The organism is Streptococcus hillyeri, assembly GCF_041081565.1.
GTDB lineage: Bacteria > Bacillota > Bacilli > Lactobacillales > Streptococcaceae > Streptococcus > Streptococcus hillyeri.
Genome location: NZ_CP163513.1, coordinates 1706435 through 1722705, shown reverse-complemented (window position 1 = coordinate 1722705; position 16271 = coordinate 1706435). Strand labels below are relative to the sequence as shown.

The 16271-nt window shown below is 40.3% G+C and carries 19 protein-coding genes; 14 read left to right on the top strand and 5 right to left on the bottom strand.

From position 1 onward, the window contains the following. Window positions 1–12: 12 nt before the first annotated feature. A complete protein-coding gene (gene tuf / locus AB6M99_RS08290; protein ID WP_121836359.1) occupies window positions 13–1209 on the top strand; it encodes an elongation factor Tu in 1197 nt (398 codons plus the stop codon). A 255-nt stretch (window positions 1210–1464) separates the two neighbouring features. Here tuf and yidC read toward each other — a convergent pair whose 3' ends face one another. Together yidC and AB6M99_RS08280 are read right to left on the bottom strand one after the other, a co-directional pair. Beyond that, window positions 1465–2379, bottom strand: coding sequence for a membrane protein insertase YidC (yidC, locus tag AB6M99_RS08285; RefSeq protein ID WP_121836360.1), 915 nt, complete (start codon window positions 2377–2379; stop codon window positions 1465–1467). Window positions 2380–2505: 126 nt separating this feature from the next. After that, a complete protein-coding gene (locus AB6M99_RS08280; protein WP_121836361.1) occupies window positions 2506–2784 on the bottom strand; it encodes an acylphosphatase in 279 nt (92 codons plus the stop codon). 186 nt (window positions 2785–2970) lie between these two features. Between AB6M99_RS08280 and AB6M99_RS08275 the strand changes: the two genes are divergently transcribed. The 4 genes from AB6M99_RS08275 to AB6M99_RS08260 are packed head-to-tail and all read left to right on the top strand — an operon-like array spanning window position 2971 to window position 6176. After that, the gene (locus AB6M99_RS08275; RefSeq protein ID WP_369351210.1) at window positions 2971–4086 is read left to right on the top strand and encodes a 5-methyltetrahydropteroyltriglutamate--homocysteine S-methyltransferase; all 1116 of its coding nucleotides are present in this window, start codon (window positions 2971–2973) and stop codon (window positions 4084–4086) included. 26 nt (window positions 4087–4112) lie between these two features. Next, complete coding sequence (locus AB6M99_RS08270; RefSeq protein ID WP_121836363.1) at window positions 4113–5246, top strand: 5-methyltetrahydropteroyltriglutamate--homocysteine S-methyltransferase; 1134 nt, start codon at window positions 4113–4115, stop codon at window positions 5244–5246. Window positions 5247–5305: 59 nt separating this feature from the next. Further along, entirely contained in the window at window positions 5306–5827 is a 522-nt protein-coding gene (locus AB6M99_RS08265; protein WP_121836364.1) for an ECF transporter S component, read from the top strand. Continuing rightward, on the top strand, window positions 5808–6176 hold the full coding sequence (locus tag AB6M99_RS08260) for a DUF4430 domain-containing protein (protein ID WP_121836365.1): 369 nt from the start codon (window positions 5808–5810) through the stop codon (window positions 6174–6176). The genes AB6M99_RS08265 and AB6M99_RS08260 overlap by 20 nt, the downstream gene beginning before the upstream one ends. An 80-nt stretch (window positions 6177–6256) precedes the next feature. Here AB6M99_RS08260 and AB6M99_RS08255 read toward each other — a convergent pair whose 3' ends face one another. Together AB6M99_RS08255 and AB6M99_RS08250 are read right to left on the bottom strand one after the other, a co-directional pair. Next, window positions 6257–6928 carry a TrkA family potassium uptake protein gene (locus tag AB6M99_RS08255; protein WP_121836366.1) on the bottom strand — a complete coding sequence of 224 codons (672 nt, stop codon included), beginning with the start codon at window positions 6926–6928 and terminating at the stop codon, window positions 6257–6259. Window positions 6929–6951: 23 nt separating this feature from the next. Beyond that, window positions 6952–8325, bottom strand: coding sequence for a TrkH family potassium uptake protein (locus tag AB6M99_RS08250; protein WP_121836367.1), 1374 nt, complete (start codon window positions 8323–8325; stop codon window positions 6952–6954). A gap of 133 nt (window positions 8326–8458) precedes the next feature. On the opposite strand from AB6M99_RS08250, the gene AB6M99_RS08245 reads away from it, so the two are divergent. Beyond that, on the top strand, window positions 8459–9196 hold the full coding sequence (locus tag AB6M99_RS08245; RefSeq protein ID WP_121836368.1) for a TraX family protein: 738 nt from the start codon (window positions 8459–8461) through the stop codon (window positions 9194–9196). 192 nt (window positions 9197–9388) lie between these two features. Here the strand turns inward: AB6M99_RS08245 and rsmG are convergent, their stop codons facing one another. After that, window positions 9389–10102, bottom strand: a complete 714-nt coding sequence (gene rsmG / locus AB6M99_RS08240) for a 16S rRNA (guanine(527)-N(7))-methyltransferase RsmG (RefSeq protein ID WP_121836369.1) — start codon at window positions 10100–10102, stop codon at window positions 9389–9391. Between the two features lie 70 nt (window positions 10103–10172). Between rsmG and AB6M99_RS08235 the strand changes: the two genes are divergently transcribed. From AB6M99_RS08235 to frr, 8 genes are all read left to right on the top strand, one after another. After that, window positions 10173–10724, top strand: coding sequence for a LemA family protein (locus AB6M99_RS08235; RefSeq protein ID WP_121836370.1), 552 nt, complete (start codon window positions 10173–10175; stop codon window positions 10722–10724). Between the two features lie 12 nt (window positions 10725–10736). Further along, a complete protein-coding gene (htpX, locus tag AB6M99_RS08230) occupies window positions 10737–11633 on the top strand; it encodes a zinc metalloprotease HtpX (protein ID WP_121836371.1) in 897 nt (298 codons plus the stop codon). A 133-nt stretch (window positions 11634–11766) separates the two neighbouring features. Continuing rightward, complete coding sequence (locus tag AB6M99_RS08225; protein WP_121836372.1) at window positions 11767–12300, top strand: DUF177 domain-containing protein; 534 nt, start codon at window positions 11767–11769, stop codon at window positions 12298–12300. A 149-nt stretch (window positions 12301–12449) separates the two neighbouring features. Continuing rightward, on the top strand, window positions 12450–13403 hold the full coding sequence (locus AB6M99_RS08220; protein ID WP_369350523.1) for an IS30 family transposase: 954 nt from the start codon (window positions 12450–12452) through the stop codon (window positions 13401–13403). Window positions 13404–13578: 175 nt separating this feature from the next. Then, complete coding sequence (gene rplK, locus AB6M99_RS08215; RefSeq protein ID WP_369351228.1) at window positions 13579–14004, top strand: 50S ribosomal protein L11; 426 nt, start codon at window positions 13579–13581, stop codon at window positions 14002–14004. Window positions 14005–14044: 40 nt separating this feature from the next. After that, a complete protein-coding gene (gene rplA / locus AB6M99_RS08210; RefSeq protein ID WP_004194879.1) occupies window positions 14045–14734 on the top strand; it encodes a 50S ribosomal protein L1 in 690 nt (229 codons plus the stop codon). A 128-nt stretch (window positions 14735–14862) separates the two neighbouring features. Then, window positions 14863–15594 (top strand): UMP kinase, encoded by a 732-nt coding sequence (gene pyrH / locus AB6M99_RS08205; protein ID WP_369351209.1) that lies wholly within the window; start codon window positions 14863–14865, stop codon window positions 15592–15594. Between the two features lie 118 nt (window positions 15595–15712). Continuing rightward, on the top strand, window positions 15713–16270 hold the full coding sequence (frr, locus tag AB6M99_RS08200; RefSeq protein ID WP_121836395.1) for a ribosome recycling factor: 558 nt from the start codon (window positions 15713–15715) through the stop codon (window positions 16268–16270). Window position 16271 lies beyond the last annotated feature (1 nt).

Sequence of the window (16271 nt, the reverse complement as noted above, 5' to 3'; positions counted from 1 at the left end):
GCTTTTTCCACAATGGCAAAAGAAAAATACGATCGTAGCAAACCACACGTTAACGTCGGTACAATTGGACACGTTGACCACGGTAAAACTACTCTTACTGCAGCTATCACTACTGTTTTGGCACGTCGCTTGCCATCAGCAGTAAACCAACCAAAAGACTATGCGTCTATCGATGCTGCTCCAGAAGAGCGCGAACGCGGTATCACAATCAACACTGCACACGTTGAGTACGAAACTGAAAAACGTCACTACGCTCACATCGACGCTCCAGGACACGCGGACTACGTTAAAAACATGATCACTGGTGCCGCTCAAATGGACGGAGCTATCCTTGTAGTAGCTTCTACAGATGGACCAATGCCACAAACTCGTGAGCACATCCTTCTTTCACGCCAAGTAGGTGTTAAACACCTTATCGTGTTCATGAACAAAATCGACCTTGTTGACGATGAAGAGCTTCTTGAACTCGTTGAAATGGAAATCCGTGACCTTCTTTCAGAATACGATTTCCCAGGTGATGATCTTCCAGTTATCCAAGGTTCAGCTCTTAAAGCTCTTGAAGGTGACTCTAAATACGAAGACATCGTTATGGAATTGATGAACACTGTTGATGAGTACATTCCAGAACCAGTTCGTGACACTGACAAACCACTTCTTCTTCCAGTCGAGGACGTATTCTCAATCACTGGACGTGGTACAGTTGCTTCAGGACGTATCGACCGTGGTACTGTTAAAGTCAACGACGAAATCGAAATCGTTGGTATCAAAGAAGAAACTAAAAAAGCAGTTGTTACTGGTGTTGAAATGTTCCGTAAACAACTTGACGAAGGTCTTGCAGGAGACAACGTAGGTATCCTTCTTCGTGGTGTTCAACGTGACGAAATCGAACGTGGTCAAGTTATCGCTAAACCAGGTTCAATCAACCCACACACTAAATTTAAAGGTGAAGTCTACATCCTTTCTAAAGAAGAAGGTGGACGTCACACTCCATTCTTTAACAACTACCGTCCACAATTCTACTTCCGTACAACTGACGTTACAGGTTCAATCGAACTTCCAGCAGGTACAGAAATGGTAATGCCAGGTGATAACGTGACTATCGACGTTGAGTTGATCCACCCAATCGCCGTAGAACAAGGTACTACATTCTCTATCCGTGAGGGTGGACGTACTGTTGGTTCAGGTATCGTTTCAGAAATCGAAGCTTAAGATATCTTAAGTTCCCAGAATAACAATTATTAAGTCAGACAACTTTTAATTGTAAAAGCCCTAGTTTTACTGGGGCTTTTTTGCATTGTCAAAAGTGAGATAGTACCTTATAGTTATTTGAATTAGGAACAGGACGTTATTTAATTAGGGTTATGAGAGATAATTCTATTATTCATCTCATTTTCAGTTGTCCTATTCCTGATTCAAAATACTATAAGAGCATAAGAAAAAACCGCAAGAGTGCGGTTTTGTTAATTATTTACGGTTACGTTGTTTACCTGCATTGCGATTTGATTTTGTCATAATTGCTTGAGAGGCTTGTGGTGTCACATCACGACGTGTGTTTGAAGTGTTGAATTTTTTTGGTGGATTGAGTTCAAATTCTTCAGCAACTTTTTTTCGTAAACTTGGTTTGATGATGTAAGTTGTAATCAATTGTTGGAAGATGGAGAAGATACCACCGACAAACCAGTAGAGTCCCACACTAGCAGGAAGGCTAAAGGTGAAGAATGCCATCATCAGAGGCATTGAGTACATGGTAGCTTTCATTTGTTGGCGTTGTTCTTCAGGTACGGCTTGTACTGATAACCAAGATTGGACGAAGTACAGGGCAACGATGATAGCAATTAAGATAAAGTCAGGTTTTCCGAGATTCATCCATAAGAATTTGCTCTCGGCAATGCCTGGTGTGTGTTGCGCCGCAAAGAACATCGCTGAGAAGAATGGCATTTGAATGAGGAGAGGAAGACATCCGATGCCACCAAACATGCTCACTCCATTTGCTTTTTGTGCCGCAAAGTATTCTGCTTGAGCAGCCATTTTTTCTTCTTGAGAAAGATTTGGGTCTTGCATACGCTTTTGAAGCGGTTCTAAAATTGGCTTGAGATAGGCCATTTTTTCAGATTGATAAGCTGCTTTACGGCTTTGGTAAAGACCTAGAGGTAGGATAATAAAGCGGACAATAATAGTCACTAGAATGATTCCAAGTCCAAAACCAAGTCCCATATTATCAGCAAAGAAGCTGATGAGGCTTGCCATTGGTTTACCGAAGACATCCCAGATAAGACCAGCTGGATTCCCTGCTTTGTCACGGCCAACACAGCCTGTTAAAAGCAGAAGCATTGATAGAGATAAGCCTGATAAGGCTAGTCGTTTTTGAAGTTTTTTCACTGAATGTAATTCCTTTATGTTATAGTGGTGTCTAATCGTATATTTCAGACATAACATTACTATTTTACCTTTTTTTAGAATAATTCTCAATCATTCTAAGGTTGTATTTTTAATTTTGGGTGTTTTTTAATTAGCCATCCTAAAATCAGTGAAGTCGTCAAAGCGGGTCATGGTGACATCCACATAGGTTACCTTGGCAAAACGTGAAGGACCTTTTCGGATTTCTTGGATAAATTTAGCCATTTTAGCGGAATCGTCTGATTGTGCTAAAATTTCAACCGTTCCGTCATCATTATTCCATACGCGACCATAGATATCACCAATTTCTAAAGCGAGGGCATAGGTTGAATAACGAAAGCCAACTCCTTGGACACGACCAGATACGAGAATTCTGAGTTTTTTCATCACAATAATCCTTTACCGACAAAAGTTTCTTGTTCTTCTAACGGTTCTCTGTTTTTCTTTCATTATAACATGGCAGAGCAGAAATTATGTATAGCTAAAAGTTATAACAAATGATAATAAATATATATTTTACAGCTATATAAGACTCTGATAAACTAGACTTACTAAAACAAATGGAGATTTATGATGACAAAGAAATATTTTGAACATGTGGGATCGTTTTTACGACCAGCTGAATTGGTTCAGGCACGCGAAGATTTTGAGGCTGGAAAAATCACTGCTGAGGAATTGACGGCTGTTGAAGACCGTCTTATTACAGAATTGGTTGATAAACAGGTTGCTGTTGGACTTGAAAAAGTAACAGACGGTGAGTTCCGTCGTGCCAACTGGCATGTGGATTTCTTCTGGGGCTTTGATGGCATTGAGAAGCTAAACTATGGTGAGGGCTTGCATTTCGTTGGGGTTGAGACAAATGATGATTCTGCTCTTGTAACAGGAAAGATCGGATTCACTAAAGAAAATCATCCCTTTATCAAGCACTTCCAATTTGTGAAGGCATTAGCAGATGAGCGTGGTGTGGAAGCTAAGATTACCATCCCATCGCCATCGCAGTGCTTGATTGAATTGCAACGCGGCAGCAACTTGCAGAAGGCTCTTGAAGTCTATCCAAACCAAGCAGAGTTAGTAGAAGATTTAGCCGTTGCTTATCGCTCTGCTATTCTTGCCCTTTATGAAGAAGGTGCCCGTACAATCCAGTTGGATGACTGTAGTTGGGGAATTGTCATGGACGATGATTTCCATCAGAAGATGACCAAGGGGACTGTGCCTCAAGAGGTGATTCGTGATAACTTCCTGCATATCAATAATAAGGCGATTGAAAATCTTCCGGAAGATTTGACAATTAACACGCATGTTTGTCGTGGGAACTACCAATCAACGCATTTGACAGAAGGTCCTTACACTAAAGTTGCGGAGACGCTTTTTGGTAAGGAAAATGCGACGTCCTACTTCTTGGAGTATGACAATGAGCGTGCAGGTGGTTTTGAGCCACTAGCAGAATTTAAAAATCCTGATAAAGTGGCTGTTCTTGGCTTGATTACGACTAAGACAGGTGAACTGGAAGATAAGGAGCAGGTGATTGCTCGTATCAAGGAAGCTAGCAAGTACCTCCCATTGGAGCAGTTGTGGTTAGCAACTCAGTGTGGGTTTGCTTCAACGGCGGAAGGTAACTTGATCACAGATGAAGACCAGTGGAATAAGTTAAAATTGGTCAAAGAAGTGATTGACGAGGTTTGGGGATAACCTTGAATTGATTTAGGAGAGAGATTATGACAAAGAAATATTTTGAACATGTGGGATCATTTTTACGCCCGGAAGAATTAGTGGCAGCGCGTGAAGCTTTTGCAGCAGGTAACCTTTCAGCTGAAGAATTGTCAGCGGTAGAAGATAAGGCGATTAAAGCACTGGTGGATAAGCAAATTGAGGCTGGCCTTGAAAAAGTAACGGATGGCGAGTTCCGTCGTGCTTACTGGCACCTTGATTTCTTCTGGGGGTTCAATGGGATTGACCACATTCAAGCTGCACAAGGTTATCAATTCCATGATGAGGAGACTAAGGCTGACTCGGCTATTGTTTCTGGGAAAATCACTGGTGAGAATCATCCTTTTGTGGAGGCGTACAAGTTCCTCAAAGCTTATGTAGATGAAAAAGGAGCTAGCGCAGAAGCTAAAACAACTATTCCAGCGCCATCTCAATTCTACTTTGAATTGATTCGTGATGCAGAGCATGTTGCAAAATTAAATGAAGTCTATCCGGACTTTGAAGAGCTTCGTGCAGATATTAAGGCAGCTTACCTTAAGGTCGTTGATGACTTGGTTGCTGCTGGTTTGAAAACCTTGCAAGTTGATGACTGTACTTGGGGTGTCTTGGTGGATGACAACTTCTTAACAGGTTGGGGAGCTTTACAAGGAAAATCAAAAGAAGAGGTTCGTGATGAATTAGCTGAACTTTTCCTTACTTTGAACAACGATGTTTATGAAAATGTCCCAGGAGGTCTTTTGGTCAATACACATGTTTGCCGTGGAAATTACCACTCAACTTGGGCATCATCAGGTGGCTACAATCCTATCGCAAAAGAATTATTTGGTGAGGAAGCTGCGAAAACCTACTTCCTTGAATTTGACAATGAACGTTCAGGTGGTTTTGAGCCATTGGCAGAATTTAAAGATGAGGACAAGGTGGCTGTTCTTGGTTTAATCACTTCAAAATTCCCTGAATTGGAAGACAAAGAAGCTATTATTGCTCGATTGAAAGAAGCTAGTCAGTATATTCCGTTGGACCAACTTTGGATTTCGACACAATGTGGTTTTGCTTCAACGGAAGAAGGAAATATTTTGACAGACGAAGATCAGTGGAAGAAACTAGCCTTGGTTAAAGAAATCATTGACGAAGTTTGGGGATAATCTTATCTGAGTTTAGAAACTAGGTTGCATTTTGTAGCCTAGTTTTTTATAATGTCTCTATGAAAACTTTTACTGTAAAGCGTTTGGCAAGGATTGCCATGATGGCGGCTCTTTGTGTGGTGTTACGTCAGGCTTTTTCTAGCCTACCAAATGTCCAACCGATAACAGCTATTTTTTTACTATTGGTGCCTGTTTGGGGGATTTTCGATGCGATTTTAGTCATGGCAGTGAGCATGCTAGTGTCTTCATTCTTGCTTGGCTTTGGGCACTGGGTCTTTTTGCAAATCGTATCATTTGCTGCTGTGATGCTACTGTGGCAGTGCCAGTTGGCTTTGATGACAAGGTGGGTTAAATCTGATATAATAAGACTGTTTGTGGAGACAATTGGAGCTGGCATGGTAGGGATTGGCTATGGGATTGTGATTGATAGCCTCTCAGCAGCGATGTTTGGAATGCCTTGGTGGTCTTATGTGGCGGCAGGGTTCTTCTTTAACTTGGCACATGCCCTATCGACCCTAATTTTTTACCCACTGATAAGAACATTTTTTAGGAGATTTTCCCATGAAGAAACTATTATCTAGCCTTGTTTTGCTACTTTCTCTCTTTTTAGTGGCTTGTGGTAATGGCGGAGCAGACAAAGACGATCAAGTAGCTGGTAAGGTACAACTCATTGTCAACTTAGATACCAATAAAATGGACGAACAAGTCACTTTTGAAAAAGGCGACACGGTTATGGACGTTTTAGAGGACAATTATGAAGTCGAAGAAGACAATGGCATGATTACAGCTATTGACGGTATTGCTCAAGATGAAACAAAAGGCATCTACTGGATGTTTAAAGTCAATGACGACATGGCACCAAAAGGTGCAGAACAAATCACCCTTAACGACGGTGATAAAATCGAATTCTACCAAGAAAAATTTGAATAAGATTTTCATTGGAATGCATAAGAAAACTCAGTTTTCAAAAATAAAAAAATCGGAAGTAGTTTCCGATTTTTTTATTTAAATTAAGACAAATACCCTAGATAATCGTATTTTTCAAAGGTACGATTGTTAGCAACAGCAACCATGATGGTTCCTTCTTTTAGTGGTTGATCAATAGCTAAATCAGTAGAGAGGGATTGGCCTTTTTCTGAACGCATTCCGATAAGGTTGAGGTCGAATTTTTTACGGATATCGAGTTCTATGATGGATTTCCCCACCCAATCTTGTGGGATAAGAAATTCCATGACAGCAATATCGTCTTCTAAATGGTAGAGTTCTGTGATTTTGTGACGCATTAAAGAAGAAGCGAGATTTCGACCGCTTTCACGTTCAGGTGTGATGACACGATCAGCTCCAATCTGATAGAGGACTTCTTCGTAAATGTCATTGCTTGCTTTGGCAATAATTTGTTTAACACCCAGCTTTTTACAATGCATCAGAGCGAGCACAGAACTTTCAAGATTACTTCCTGTCGCAAGGATGACCACATCACATTGGTCAATACCGATAGCCTTGAGGAAGTCAAGGTCGGTCATATCTCCGATAAGCGCTTTGGTAACAAATTCAGAAACATCTTCTACCAGTTCGGGATTATTGTCAATGGCGATAACTTCCTGACCAAAAAGACTGAGTTCATGGGCGATAGCGAATCCAAAACGTCCAAGTCCTAGAACGCCGATAATTTTATGTGTCATAATGATTTCTTTCTAATGTAAACTTATCCAAGCGTGATGTCAGCTTTTGGATAGGTGATAGGTGTTTTTTGTTTTTGAGAAAGGCTGAGCAAGACCGTTAAAGGTCCTACGCGACCGATAAACATCAGCAACATGATAATCACGCGTCCGAAGAAGCTGAGTTGAGGTGTGATATTCATGGAAACGCCGACAGTTGCTAGAGCACTAGCTGTTTCAAATAATAGTGCAAAGGGAGAGAGTTCAGGTTCAGCCAGTAACAAGAAGAAGTACCCCATAATAAAGACAGTAAAGAAGAAAACTAAAATGGTAAGCATTTGTCGGATAATGCTTTTTGGAATGCTTCGGTTAGCGAAGGTGACCTGCTTGTCGCCACGAAACTCTGAACGAAAGAGAAGGACAATCAAGGCGGCGCAGGCGAGTTTAATTCCCCCAGCAGTACCCCCAGGGGCGCCTCCAATAATCATTTGAATAATGAAGATGAAGTTTGTTGCGGAATGTGCCTGACTGTAGTCAATAGTGGCAAAACCAGCGGTTCTCATTGTCACTGTTTGAAAGAAAGAGACCAACCCTTGTTGAAAGAGGTGAAGATTGCCGATGGTATTTGGATTATGTCTTTCAATTAACCAGGTGATAATGGTCCCTCCTGTTAAGAGAATAGCTGTTGCCAGAAGGACTAAACGTGTCTGAATTTTTAATTTTCTCAAAACGAGTGAAAGGTTTTTAGGTTTATTTTTGACATAATCTTTCAAGCGATGAACAATGTCAATCCAATTAGCAAAGCCGAGCCCACCAGCAATAATGAGAAAGGCAATGGTCAGATTGACAATAGGATTGGTTTGGAAAGAGATAAGACTAGAACTTCCTAGATTGTCAAATCCAGCGTTACAAAAGGCTGAGACAGCGAGAAATAGTGAATTAAAGATTCCAGAAGCTAGACCGAATCGTGGAATAAAATCAATCATCAGCAGGCAAGCGCAAGCTATTTCCACAAAAAAGGTAAATTTATAAACGGAAAAGAGAAACCTATTTAGGTGCCTACTGGACTCTCGGCTGAGGGAATTTTGCAAAACCCCTAAATCACTTAGCGAAAGTTTGCGCCGTAGAGTGTAGTAGCTGAAGGCGATTAAGGTCACGAGTCCAAGACCGCCAATTTGAATAAGAAGCATTGAGAGTGTCAAACCTGCGTGGTTATAGACTTCTGAGATGGGAAAAACAGAAAGTCCTGTTACACAGACCATGGAGATGACGGTGAAGAGGTGATCTAGATAGCTTGTCTGAGGTGCCGAAGGCAAATGAAAAATAGGAAGGGACAGTAGGCTGCTTCCCAGTATAATAACAATGATGAAACTGAGACAGAGCTTTTGGGCTGCTGTTAAATGATTAAAAAATGATCTCACGAGCGGTTTTCTTTCTAAGTATGAAGATTAAGAATATCATAACAAAAATTAGGAGAAAGGCAACTAGGAACATAGCTTATTCTTGATTTTTGACTGGAAAGAAGATAAACTAAGGCAAAGAAAGAGAATAAATATGAAGAAAATTGATGCCTTTTACCTTAAACTGCTTGCCATATCGGCTATGCTGATCAATCATATTGGTCATACCTTTGAAGGAATTTGGAATCCACCTATTTGGGCCTTTATCTATTTATCAGTAGGTTTACTAACGTTTCCAATCATGGCGTATTTGATAGTGGACGGCTTTTATTACACGAGAAATCGTTGGAAATATGTTGGAAGACTAGCTCTGTTTAGCCTATTGTCCTTCTTGCCATTTCACTACGTTTTCTTGCCACCTTTCCCACTTTGGGTGGGGAATAATATCATGTTTACCCTTGCAATGGGAGTTGTCATGATGATGGTGTTAGAAAAAGCACCTACTAAATGGTTAGAAATTCCTGTAGTGATTATTTTTATGCTATTAACGTTTTGGTCAGACTGGCAAGTTTTTGGGATACCGATTATTTACGCCTTTTATCGTTTCAGAAACAGCCAACAAAAGTTTGGGATTATTCCTATTATCTCTCTGATTATGATTTGGATTAATTGGAATGCCTATGGTGGTTACCTAACTAATCCTAATTTGGGGCCATTGCTATGGGCGATGATTCTTGCCAATGTAGGAATTTTAGCGGTTATTCCTCTATTGTGGTCTTATAATGGGCAACGTGGCTACTCACCAATATGGGTAAAATGGGGTTTTTATGCCTTTTATCCCTTACATCTTTTAGTGCTGTGGGGAATTCGTTTCATGATTTTTGGGTATTAAAAAACTGCGTGTGCAGTTTTTTTCAGTTATATGACTTTTAGTCCGTTTCTCACCTACGGAGCGAAACAAATAAACCACCCGCTATGCGGGTACGCGTCGTTGGTTATACCAAAAAACTCCAAACGCGATACAATAAAGGTGTTCAAGTCTAATGTAAAGCATGAGGAGTAAAATATAGTACAAAAGGCAGTTTTATAATGGTTTTTTATTTGGGAGACCGGCCCGTCTAGGGTATTTGTTTGGGGTCTCTTTTTTCTTTTCAACGATAGTGATGTTACGGCTGTCACCATTTGGAAGGTCATAATTGTAAGTTTCGACAACTTTTGAAAAAAGCAGGGCGAGTGCATTTTTAGCGTCAGCCAATTCATCTTCAGCAGCAACAGCTTTTAAGGCGATTAATTGACCACCGATTTTCAAAAAAGGAATAGTTAATTCAGACAATACTTGCATACGTGCAACGGCACGAGCGGTCACGATGTCAAATTGCGCACGAAATTGCTTGTCTTGTCCAAATTCTTCAGCTCTGCCATGATAAAAATGAACGCCAGTTAGACCTAATTCTTCTGATAAAAGGGTCAAAAAATTGATACGCTTATTAAGAGAATCAATAATTGTCACTTCAATGTTAGGGAAAAGAATTTTCATCGGAAGGCTAGGAAAACCAGCTCCTGCCCCAATATCTAGCAGACGAATGCTATCATTAGTAATTTTATGATGCAAGACAGGTGCAATGGAATCATAGAAGTGTTTTAAGTAGACTTCTTGCTCCTCGGTAATAGCTGTCAGATTGATTTTTTCATTCCATTCGACCAGCAGTTCAAAATAGCGTTTAAATTGTTGCTTTTGTAAATCGCTGAGCTCAAAACCTTGATCAGCGAGCATTTGATAAAATTCTTCTTTAGTCATGACTTTATTTTACCATAAAGATTAAAAACTTGATATAATAGAGCAAATTAAGATGATGGAGGACTTTCTTATGTTATGGATTATTCTTGCCGTTGTGGCAGTTCTTGTGATTTGGGGCGTTGCTTCTTATAATGGATTGATTAAAAGCCGTATGCAGACACAGGAAGCTTGGAGTCAGATTGATGTTCAGTTGAAACGTCGAAATGATTTGATTCCAAACCTTATTGAAACAGTCAGAGGTTATGCGAAGTACGAAGGAAGTGCTTTGGAAAAAATAGCAGAGCTCCGTGCACAGGTTGCCAAAGCTCAGACGCCTCAAGAGGCTATGCAGGCCTCAGATGCTCTTGGCCGCCAAGTGACAGGTTTGTTTGCAGTGGCTGAAAATTATCCTGATTTGAAAGCAAATGCTAGCTTTGTCAAATTACAGGATGAATTGACAAATACAGAGAATAAAATTTCTTATTCCCGCCAACTTTACAATAGCACAACAGCTAATTACAATACCAAATTACAGACGGTCCCTACTAATATTGTTGCAGGATTATTTGGCTTTAAAGCAAGTGAATTCTTAGCAGTACCTGAAGAAGAAAAATCAGTTCCAAAAGTTGAATTTGATTTCTAATGAGGTAAGCTGATGTTATATGACCAAATTGCCCAAAATAAAAGGCGGACGGTCGTGTTGATTATCGCCTTTTTTATCCTGCTCACAGCTATAGGTGCAGCGGCTGGTTATCTTATTTTAGGAAGTCTAGAGTTAGGTGCTTTTTTAGCCGTAATCATTGGTGCGATTTATGCCGCTAGTATGATTTTTCAGTCCACTAACATTGTCATGTCAATGAATGGCGCCCGTGAGGTGACTGAAGCAGAAGCGCCAGATTATTTTCACATCGTGGAAGATATGGCAATGGTTGCTCAAATCCCAATGCCGCGTGTTTTCATTGTTGACGACGCTTCCTTGAATGCATTTGCGACAGGTTCTAGTCCAGAAAATGCGGCAGTAGCAGCAACAACTGGTCTCCTTCAAGTTATGACACGTGAAGAATTAGAAGGTGTCATCGGGCATGAAATTAGCCATATCAGAAATTATGATGTCAGAATTTCAACAATTGCTGTAGCATTAGCTTCGGCTGTGACCTTGCTATCCTCAATTGGTGGGCGCTTTATGTATTTCGGTGGCGGTAGTCGCTCACGGCGTGATTCTGATGACAATGGCGGAGCAGGTATCTTGATTTTGTTATTTTCGATTTTGGCGATGGTTTTAGCACCTCTTGCAGCTACTATTGTCCAACTGGCGATTTCAAGACAACGGGAATACCTAGCAGATGCCAGTTCGGTAGAATTAACGCGAAATCCGATGGGAATGATTAAGGCGCTTGAAAAATTGGATAGGTCACGTCCGATGGCACACGAAGTTGACAGTGCCAGCGCAGCTTTGTACATCAATGATCCCAAGAAAAAACGAGACTTTAGTGCCTTGTTTCAAACCCACCCACCTATTTCAGACCGCATTGAACGACTAAAGAAAATGTAAAATCGTCCCAAGGGGCGATTTTTTCACCTTAAACTGTTATAATGAAGATAATGAAAAGAGAAAGGACAGAGAGTGATTTTATAGCAGTTGAAACCGTTGTGTTATCAAGTGATAGACCTCTCTTTATAGTGTCATGTTTAATCTTATAGACCTAAAAAAACAAACTGAAGGGGTGACCTTTGATCGCCAGCTAGATATTAAGGAAGTTTTGCTTGGACGCGATAGCAGTATTTTAGATATTGCTAATGTCACAGCGCGTGGTCATATTTCTTATGATGCAGGGCTTTACCTGCTTAATTACCAGCTGGATTACACCATTACCTTACCATCTAGCCGCTCAATGGAGCCAGTTGTTTTAGCTGAGACGCTATCAGTATCTGAGGTTTTCATCGAAGAGGGTGACGTTAAGGAAAAGGCAGAGCTTATTGAGGAAGATTTGGTTCTTGTCATTGAGGGAGAAACCATTTCATTAGAAGAAAGTGTTGTCGATAATATTTTACTTAATATTCCCTTACGTGTGTTAACTTCTGAAGAAGAACAAGATGATCAAATGCCAAGTGGAAATGCCTGGACTGTTTTGACGGAAGAACAATATCAAGCACAACAAGAAGAAAAAGCAGCAGCTAATAATCCTTTTGCAAGCCTCAATGGACTATTTGAAGAATAATGTGTCGCACGACCTTTCCTTGATGGGATAACATTAGTCGCTAAAAAATTGGAAAGTTCTAAAATGAAGTTAGCCACCTAAGGGTATCAAAAAACATCTCAGAGAGATATAATTGTAATCACCACAACAACAATTAGAAAGATTCTGAGATGCAAAACTATTATACACCAAAAAGTAAACATTTGACACTAACTGAACGTAGAATGATTGAACGTTGGCTTCAAGAAGGGCTCTCAAATCGTGAAATCGCTAGGAGATTAGCTAAAGCTCCTCAAACCATTCACAACGAAGTCAAACGTGGTCAGGTTAGACAACAAGTGCGTAAAGGAAAATTTGAAGTGATCTACTCAGCTGATTTCGCTCAAAAAGCCTATCAAAACAATCGTAAACGTTCTGTTAAACAGCTCTCCCTAACCAAGGGACTCAAAGAAAAGATAACTCACTACATCCAACAGAAATACTCTCCCGAGATGATGGTAAAGTCAAAAGAAATACCTGTTCCCATCTCCACCATTTACTACTGGATTCATCATGGACACTTAGGATTGACCAAGGCTGATATGCTTTATCCTCGACAAGAGAAAGCTAAGAAAAAGCATGCTAGTCCCAATTTTAAGCCAGCTGGAAAGTCTATTGAGGAACGACCAGAAAGCATTAATAAGCGTGAGAATATCGGTGATTTTGAAATTGATACGGTTATTCAAACACGGGCAAAAAACGAGTGTCTGTTGACACTAACCGATAGAAAGAGTCGTTATCAAATCATTCGACTCATTCCCGATAAGTCCGCGTCTTCAGTCAATCAAGCTCTGAAAGCAATCCTCAAGGATTATCAAATGAACTCTATCACAGCTGATAACGGGGCTGAGTTCAGTCGTTTAGCAGAAGTTTTTGACCCTGATCATCTCTACTATGCCCACCCGTATTCTTCTTGGGAGCGTGGTACTAATGAGAATCATAATAGACTCATCCGGCGTTGGTTGCCTAAGGGAAGCAAAAATGCGACTCAACAACAAGTCGCATTTATTGAAAACTGGATTAACAACTATCCAAAGAAACTATTCAATTATAAATCTCCTATAGAGTTTTTACAGACTGCCTAACTTGAACTTGAAATTTGGCGTCGCTAAAAAATTGAAAAAATCTATTGAAATTGTCATCAAATTTCTTGCATTTTACTGGAAAGTCTGTATAATAGTTAGAGTATGCTATTGGCATACTTGTGGGAGGTAAAAATCTGTAATTACCGCCAAAACCACAATAGGAGGATTTTATATCATGGCTAAAAAAGTCGAAAAACTCGTAAAACTTCAAATTCCTGCAGGTAAAGCTACTCCAGCTCCACCGGTCGGACCAGCTCTTGGTCAAGCAGGTATCAACATCATGGGATTCACTAAAGAGTTTAACTCTCGTACAGCTGACCAAGCTGGAATGATCATCCCAGTCGTTATCTCAGTGTATGAAGATAAATCTTTCGATTTCATCACTAAAACACCACCAGCTGCTGTTCTTTTGAAAAAAGCTGCAGGTGTTGAAAAAGGTTCAGGTACACCAAACAAAACTAAAGTTGCAACAGTTACTCGTGCACAAGTACAAGAAATTGCTGAAACTAAAATGCCTGACTTGAACGCTGCATTTGTTGAAGCTGCAATGCGTATGATCGAAGGTACTGCTCGTTCTATGGGATTCACTGTTACTGACTAAGTAGCACCCAAGATTATCTGATTACAAGGAGACATATAACATGGCTAAAAAAAGCAAAAACTTGCGTGCTGCTCTTGAGAAAATCGACAGCACAAAACTTTACAGCGTAGAAGAAGCTGTTGCTCTTGCAAAAGAAACTAACTTCGCTAAATTTGATGCATCAGTTGAAGTTGCTTACAACTTGAACATCGACGTTCGTAAAGCTGATCAACAAATCCGTGGTGCGATGGTATTGCCAAACGGAACTGGTAAAACTTCACGCGTTCTTGTTTTCGCACGTGGTGCTAAAGCAGAAGAAGCAAAAGCTGCTGGTGCAGACTTTGTTGGTGAAGATGACCTTGTTGCAAAAATCAACGGTGGTTGGTTAGACTTTGACGTTGTTATCGCAACTCCAGATATGATGGCTGTTGTTGGACGTCTTGGTCGTGTCCTTGGTCCACGTAACTTGATGCCAAACCCTAAAACTGGTACAGTAACTATGGATGTTGCTAAAGCAGTTGAAGAGTCTAAAGGTGGTAAAATCACTTACCGTGCTGATAAAGCAGGTATCGTTCAAGCTCTTATCGGTAAAGTATCATTTGACGCAGACAAACTCGTTGAAAACTTCAAAGCTTTCCACGATGTAATGGCTAAAGCTAAACCAGCTACTGCTAAAGGTACTTACATGACTTCAGTATCAATCACAACAACACAAGGTGTTGGTATCAAGGTTGATCCAAACTCATTGTAATAATAACGAAATCCGTTTCTGATGAAGCGGATTTTTTTGATAAAAATATAGTGATATTTCACTAGGTAAAATAGACTAACTGTGGTAAAATAATAAGGATGAAGTATCTTGAAAAGAAGGAGTATCAAATCGTGGAACCCAAATTCAAACGTGTCTTGATTAAGTTATCAGGTGAAGCTTTAGCAGGAGATAAAGGGGTCGGTATTGACTTACCAACTGTTCAGAAAATGGCTAAAGAAATTTCTGAAGTACATGAATCAGGTGTGCAGATTGCTCTTGTTATTGGTGGTGGTAATCTTTGGCGTGGTGAGCCTGCTGCGGAGGCAGGGATGGACCGTGTTCAAGCAGACTATACTGGGATGCTTGGAACAGTCATGAACGCTTTGGTGATGGCTGACAGTCTTCAACAGTACGGCGTGGATACCCGCGTACAAACTGCTATTGCTATGCAGAATGTCGCTGAACCTTATATTCGTGGACGTGCCCTACGTCATCTTGAAAAAGGGCGTATCGTCATTTTTGGTGCTGGTATCGGTTCTCCTTATTTCTCAACAGATACAACGGCTGCGCTCCGTGCAGCAGAGATTGAAGCAGATGCTATTCTCATGGCTAAAAATGGCGTTGATGGAGTCTATAACGATGATCCACGTAAAAATGCTGACGCAGTTAAGTTTGATGAATTGACACACGTTGAAGTGATCAAACGCGGTCTTAAAATTATGGATGCGACAGCTTCTACACTTTCAATGGACAATGATATTGACCTTGTTGTCTTCAATATGAATGAAGTTGGCAATATTAAACGTGTTATTTTCGGTGAAAACATCGGAACAACCGTTTCAAATAAAACCTCTCATTAAGTAGCTCTGCTATTAAACAAAAGAAAATAAAGGAAAAGAAAGGGATTGCCTCTAATAGGTCATGATGAAACTGCAAAGGTTTCTGAAATTGAGTTAGAGGAGATATTTGATAAAAATTATGGCAAACGCAATTATTGCAAAAGCACAAGAACGCTTTAAACAGTCACATGAATCACTAGCTCGTGAATTTGCATCAATCCGTGCAGGTCGTGCAAACGCAAGTCTTTTAGACCGTATTCAGGTGGAATACTATGGGGCTCCAACGCCTCTTAACCAATTGGCATCAATTACAGTTCCAGAGGCTCGCGTTCTTTTAATCACACCGTTTGATAAGTCAGTTTTGAAAGACATCGAACGTGCGATTAATGAGTCAGATTTGGGAATTAACCCAGCTAATGACGGTTCAGTTATCCGTTTGGTGATTCCAGCGCTTACTGAAGAAACCCGTAAAGAGTTAGCTAAAGAAGTGAAAAAAGTTGGAGAAAATGCTAAGATTGCTATTCGTAATATCCGTCGTGACGCGATGGATGAAGCGAAAAAGCAAGAAAAAGCTAAAGAAATCACAGAAGATGACTTGAAATCTCTTGAAAAAGATATTCAAAAAGCAACAGATGATGCTGTTAAGAAAATTGATAGCATGACTGCTGAAAAAGAAAAAGAACTTTTGACTGTCTAAA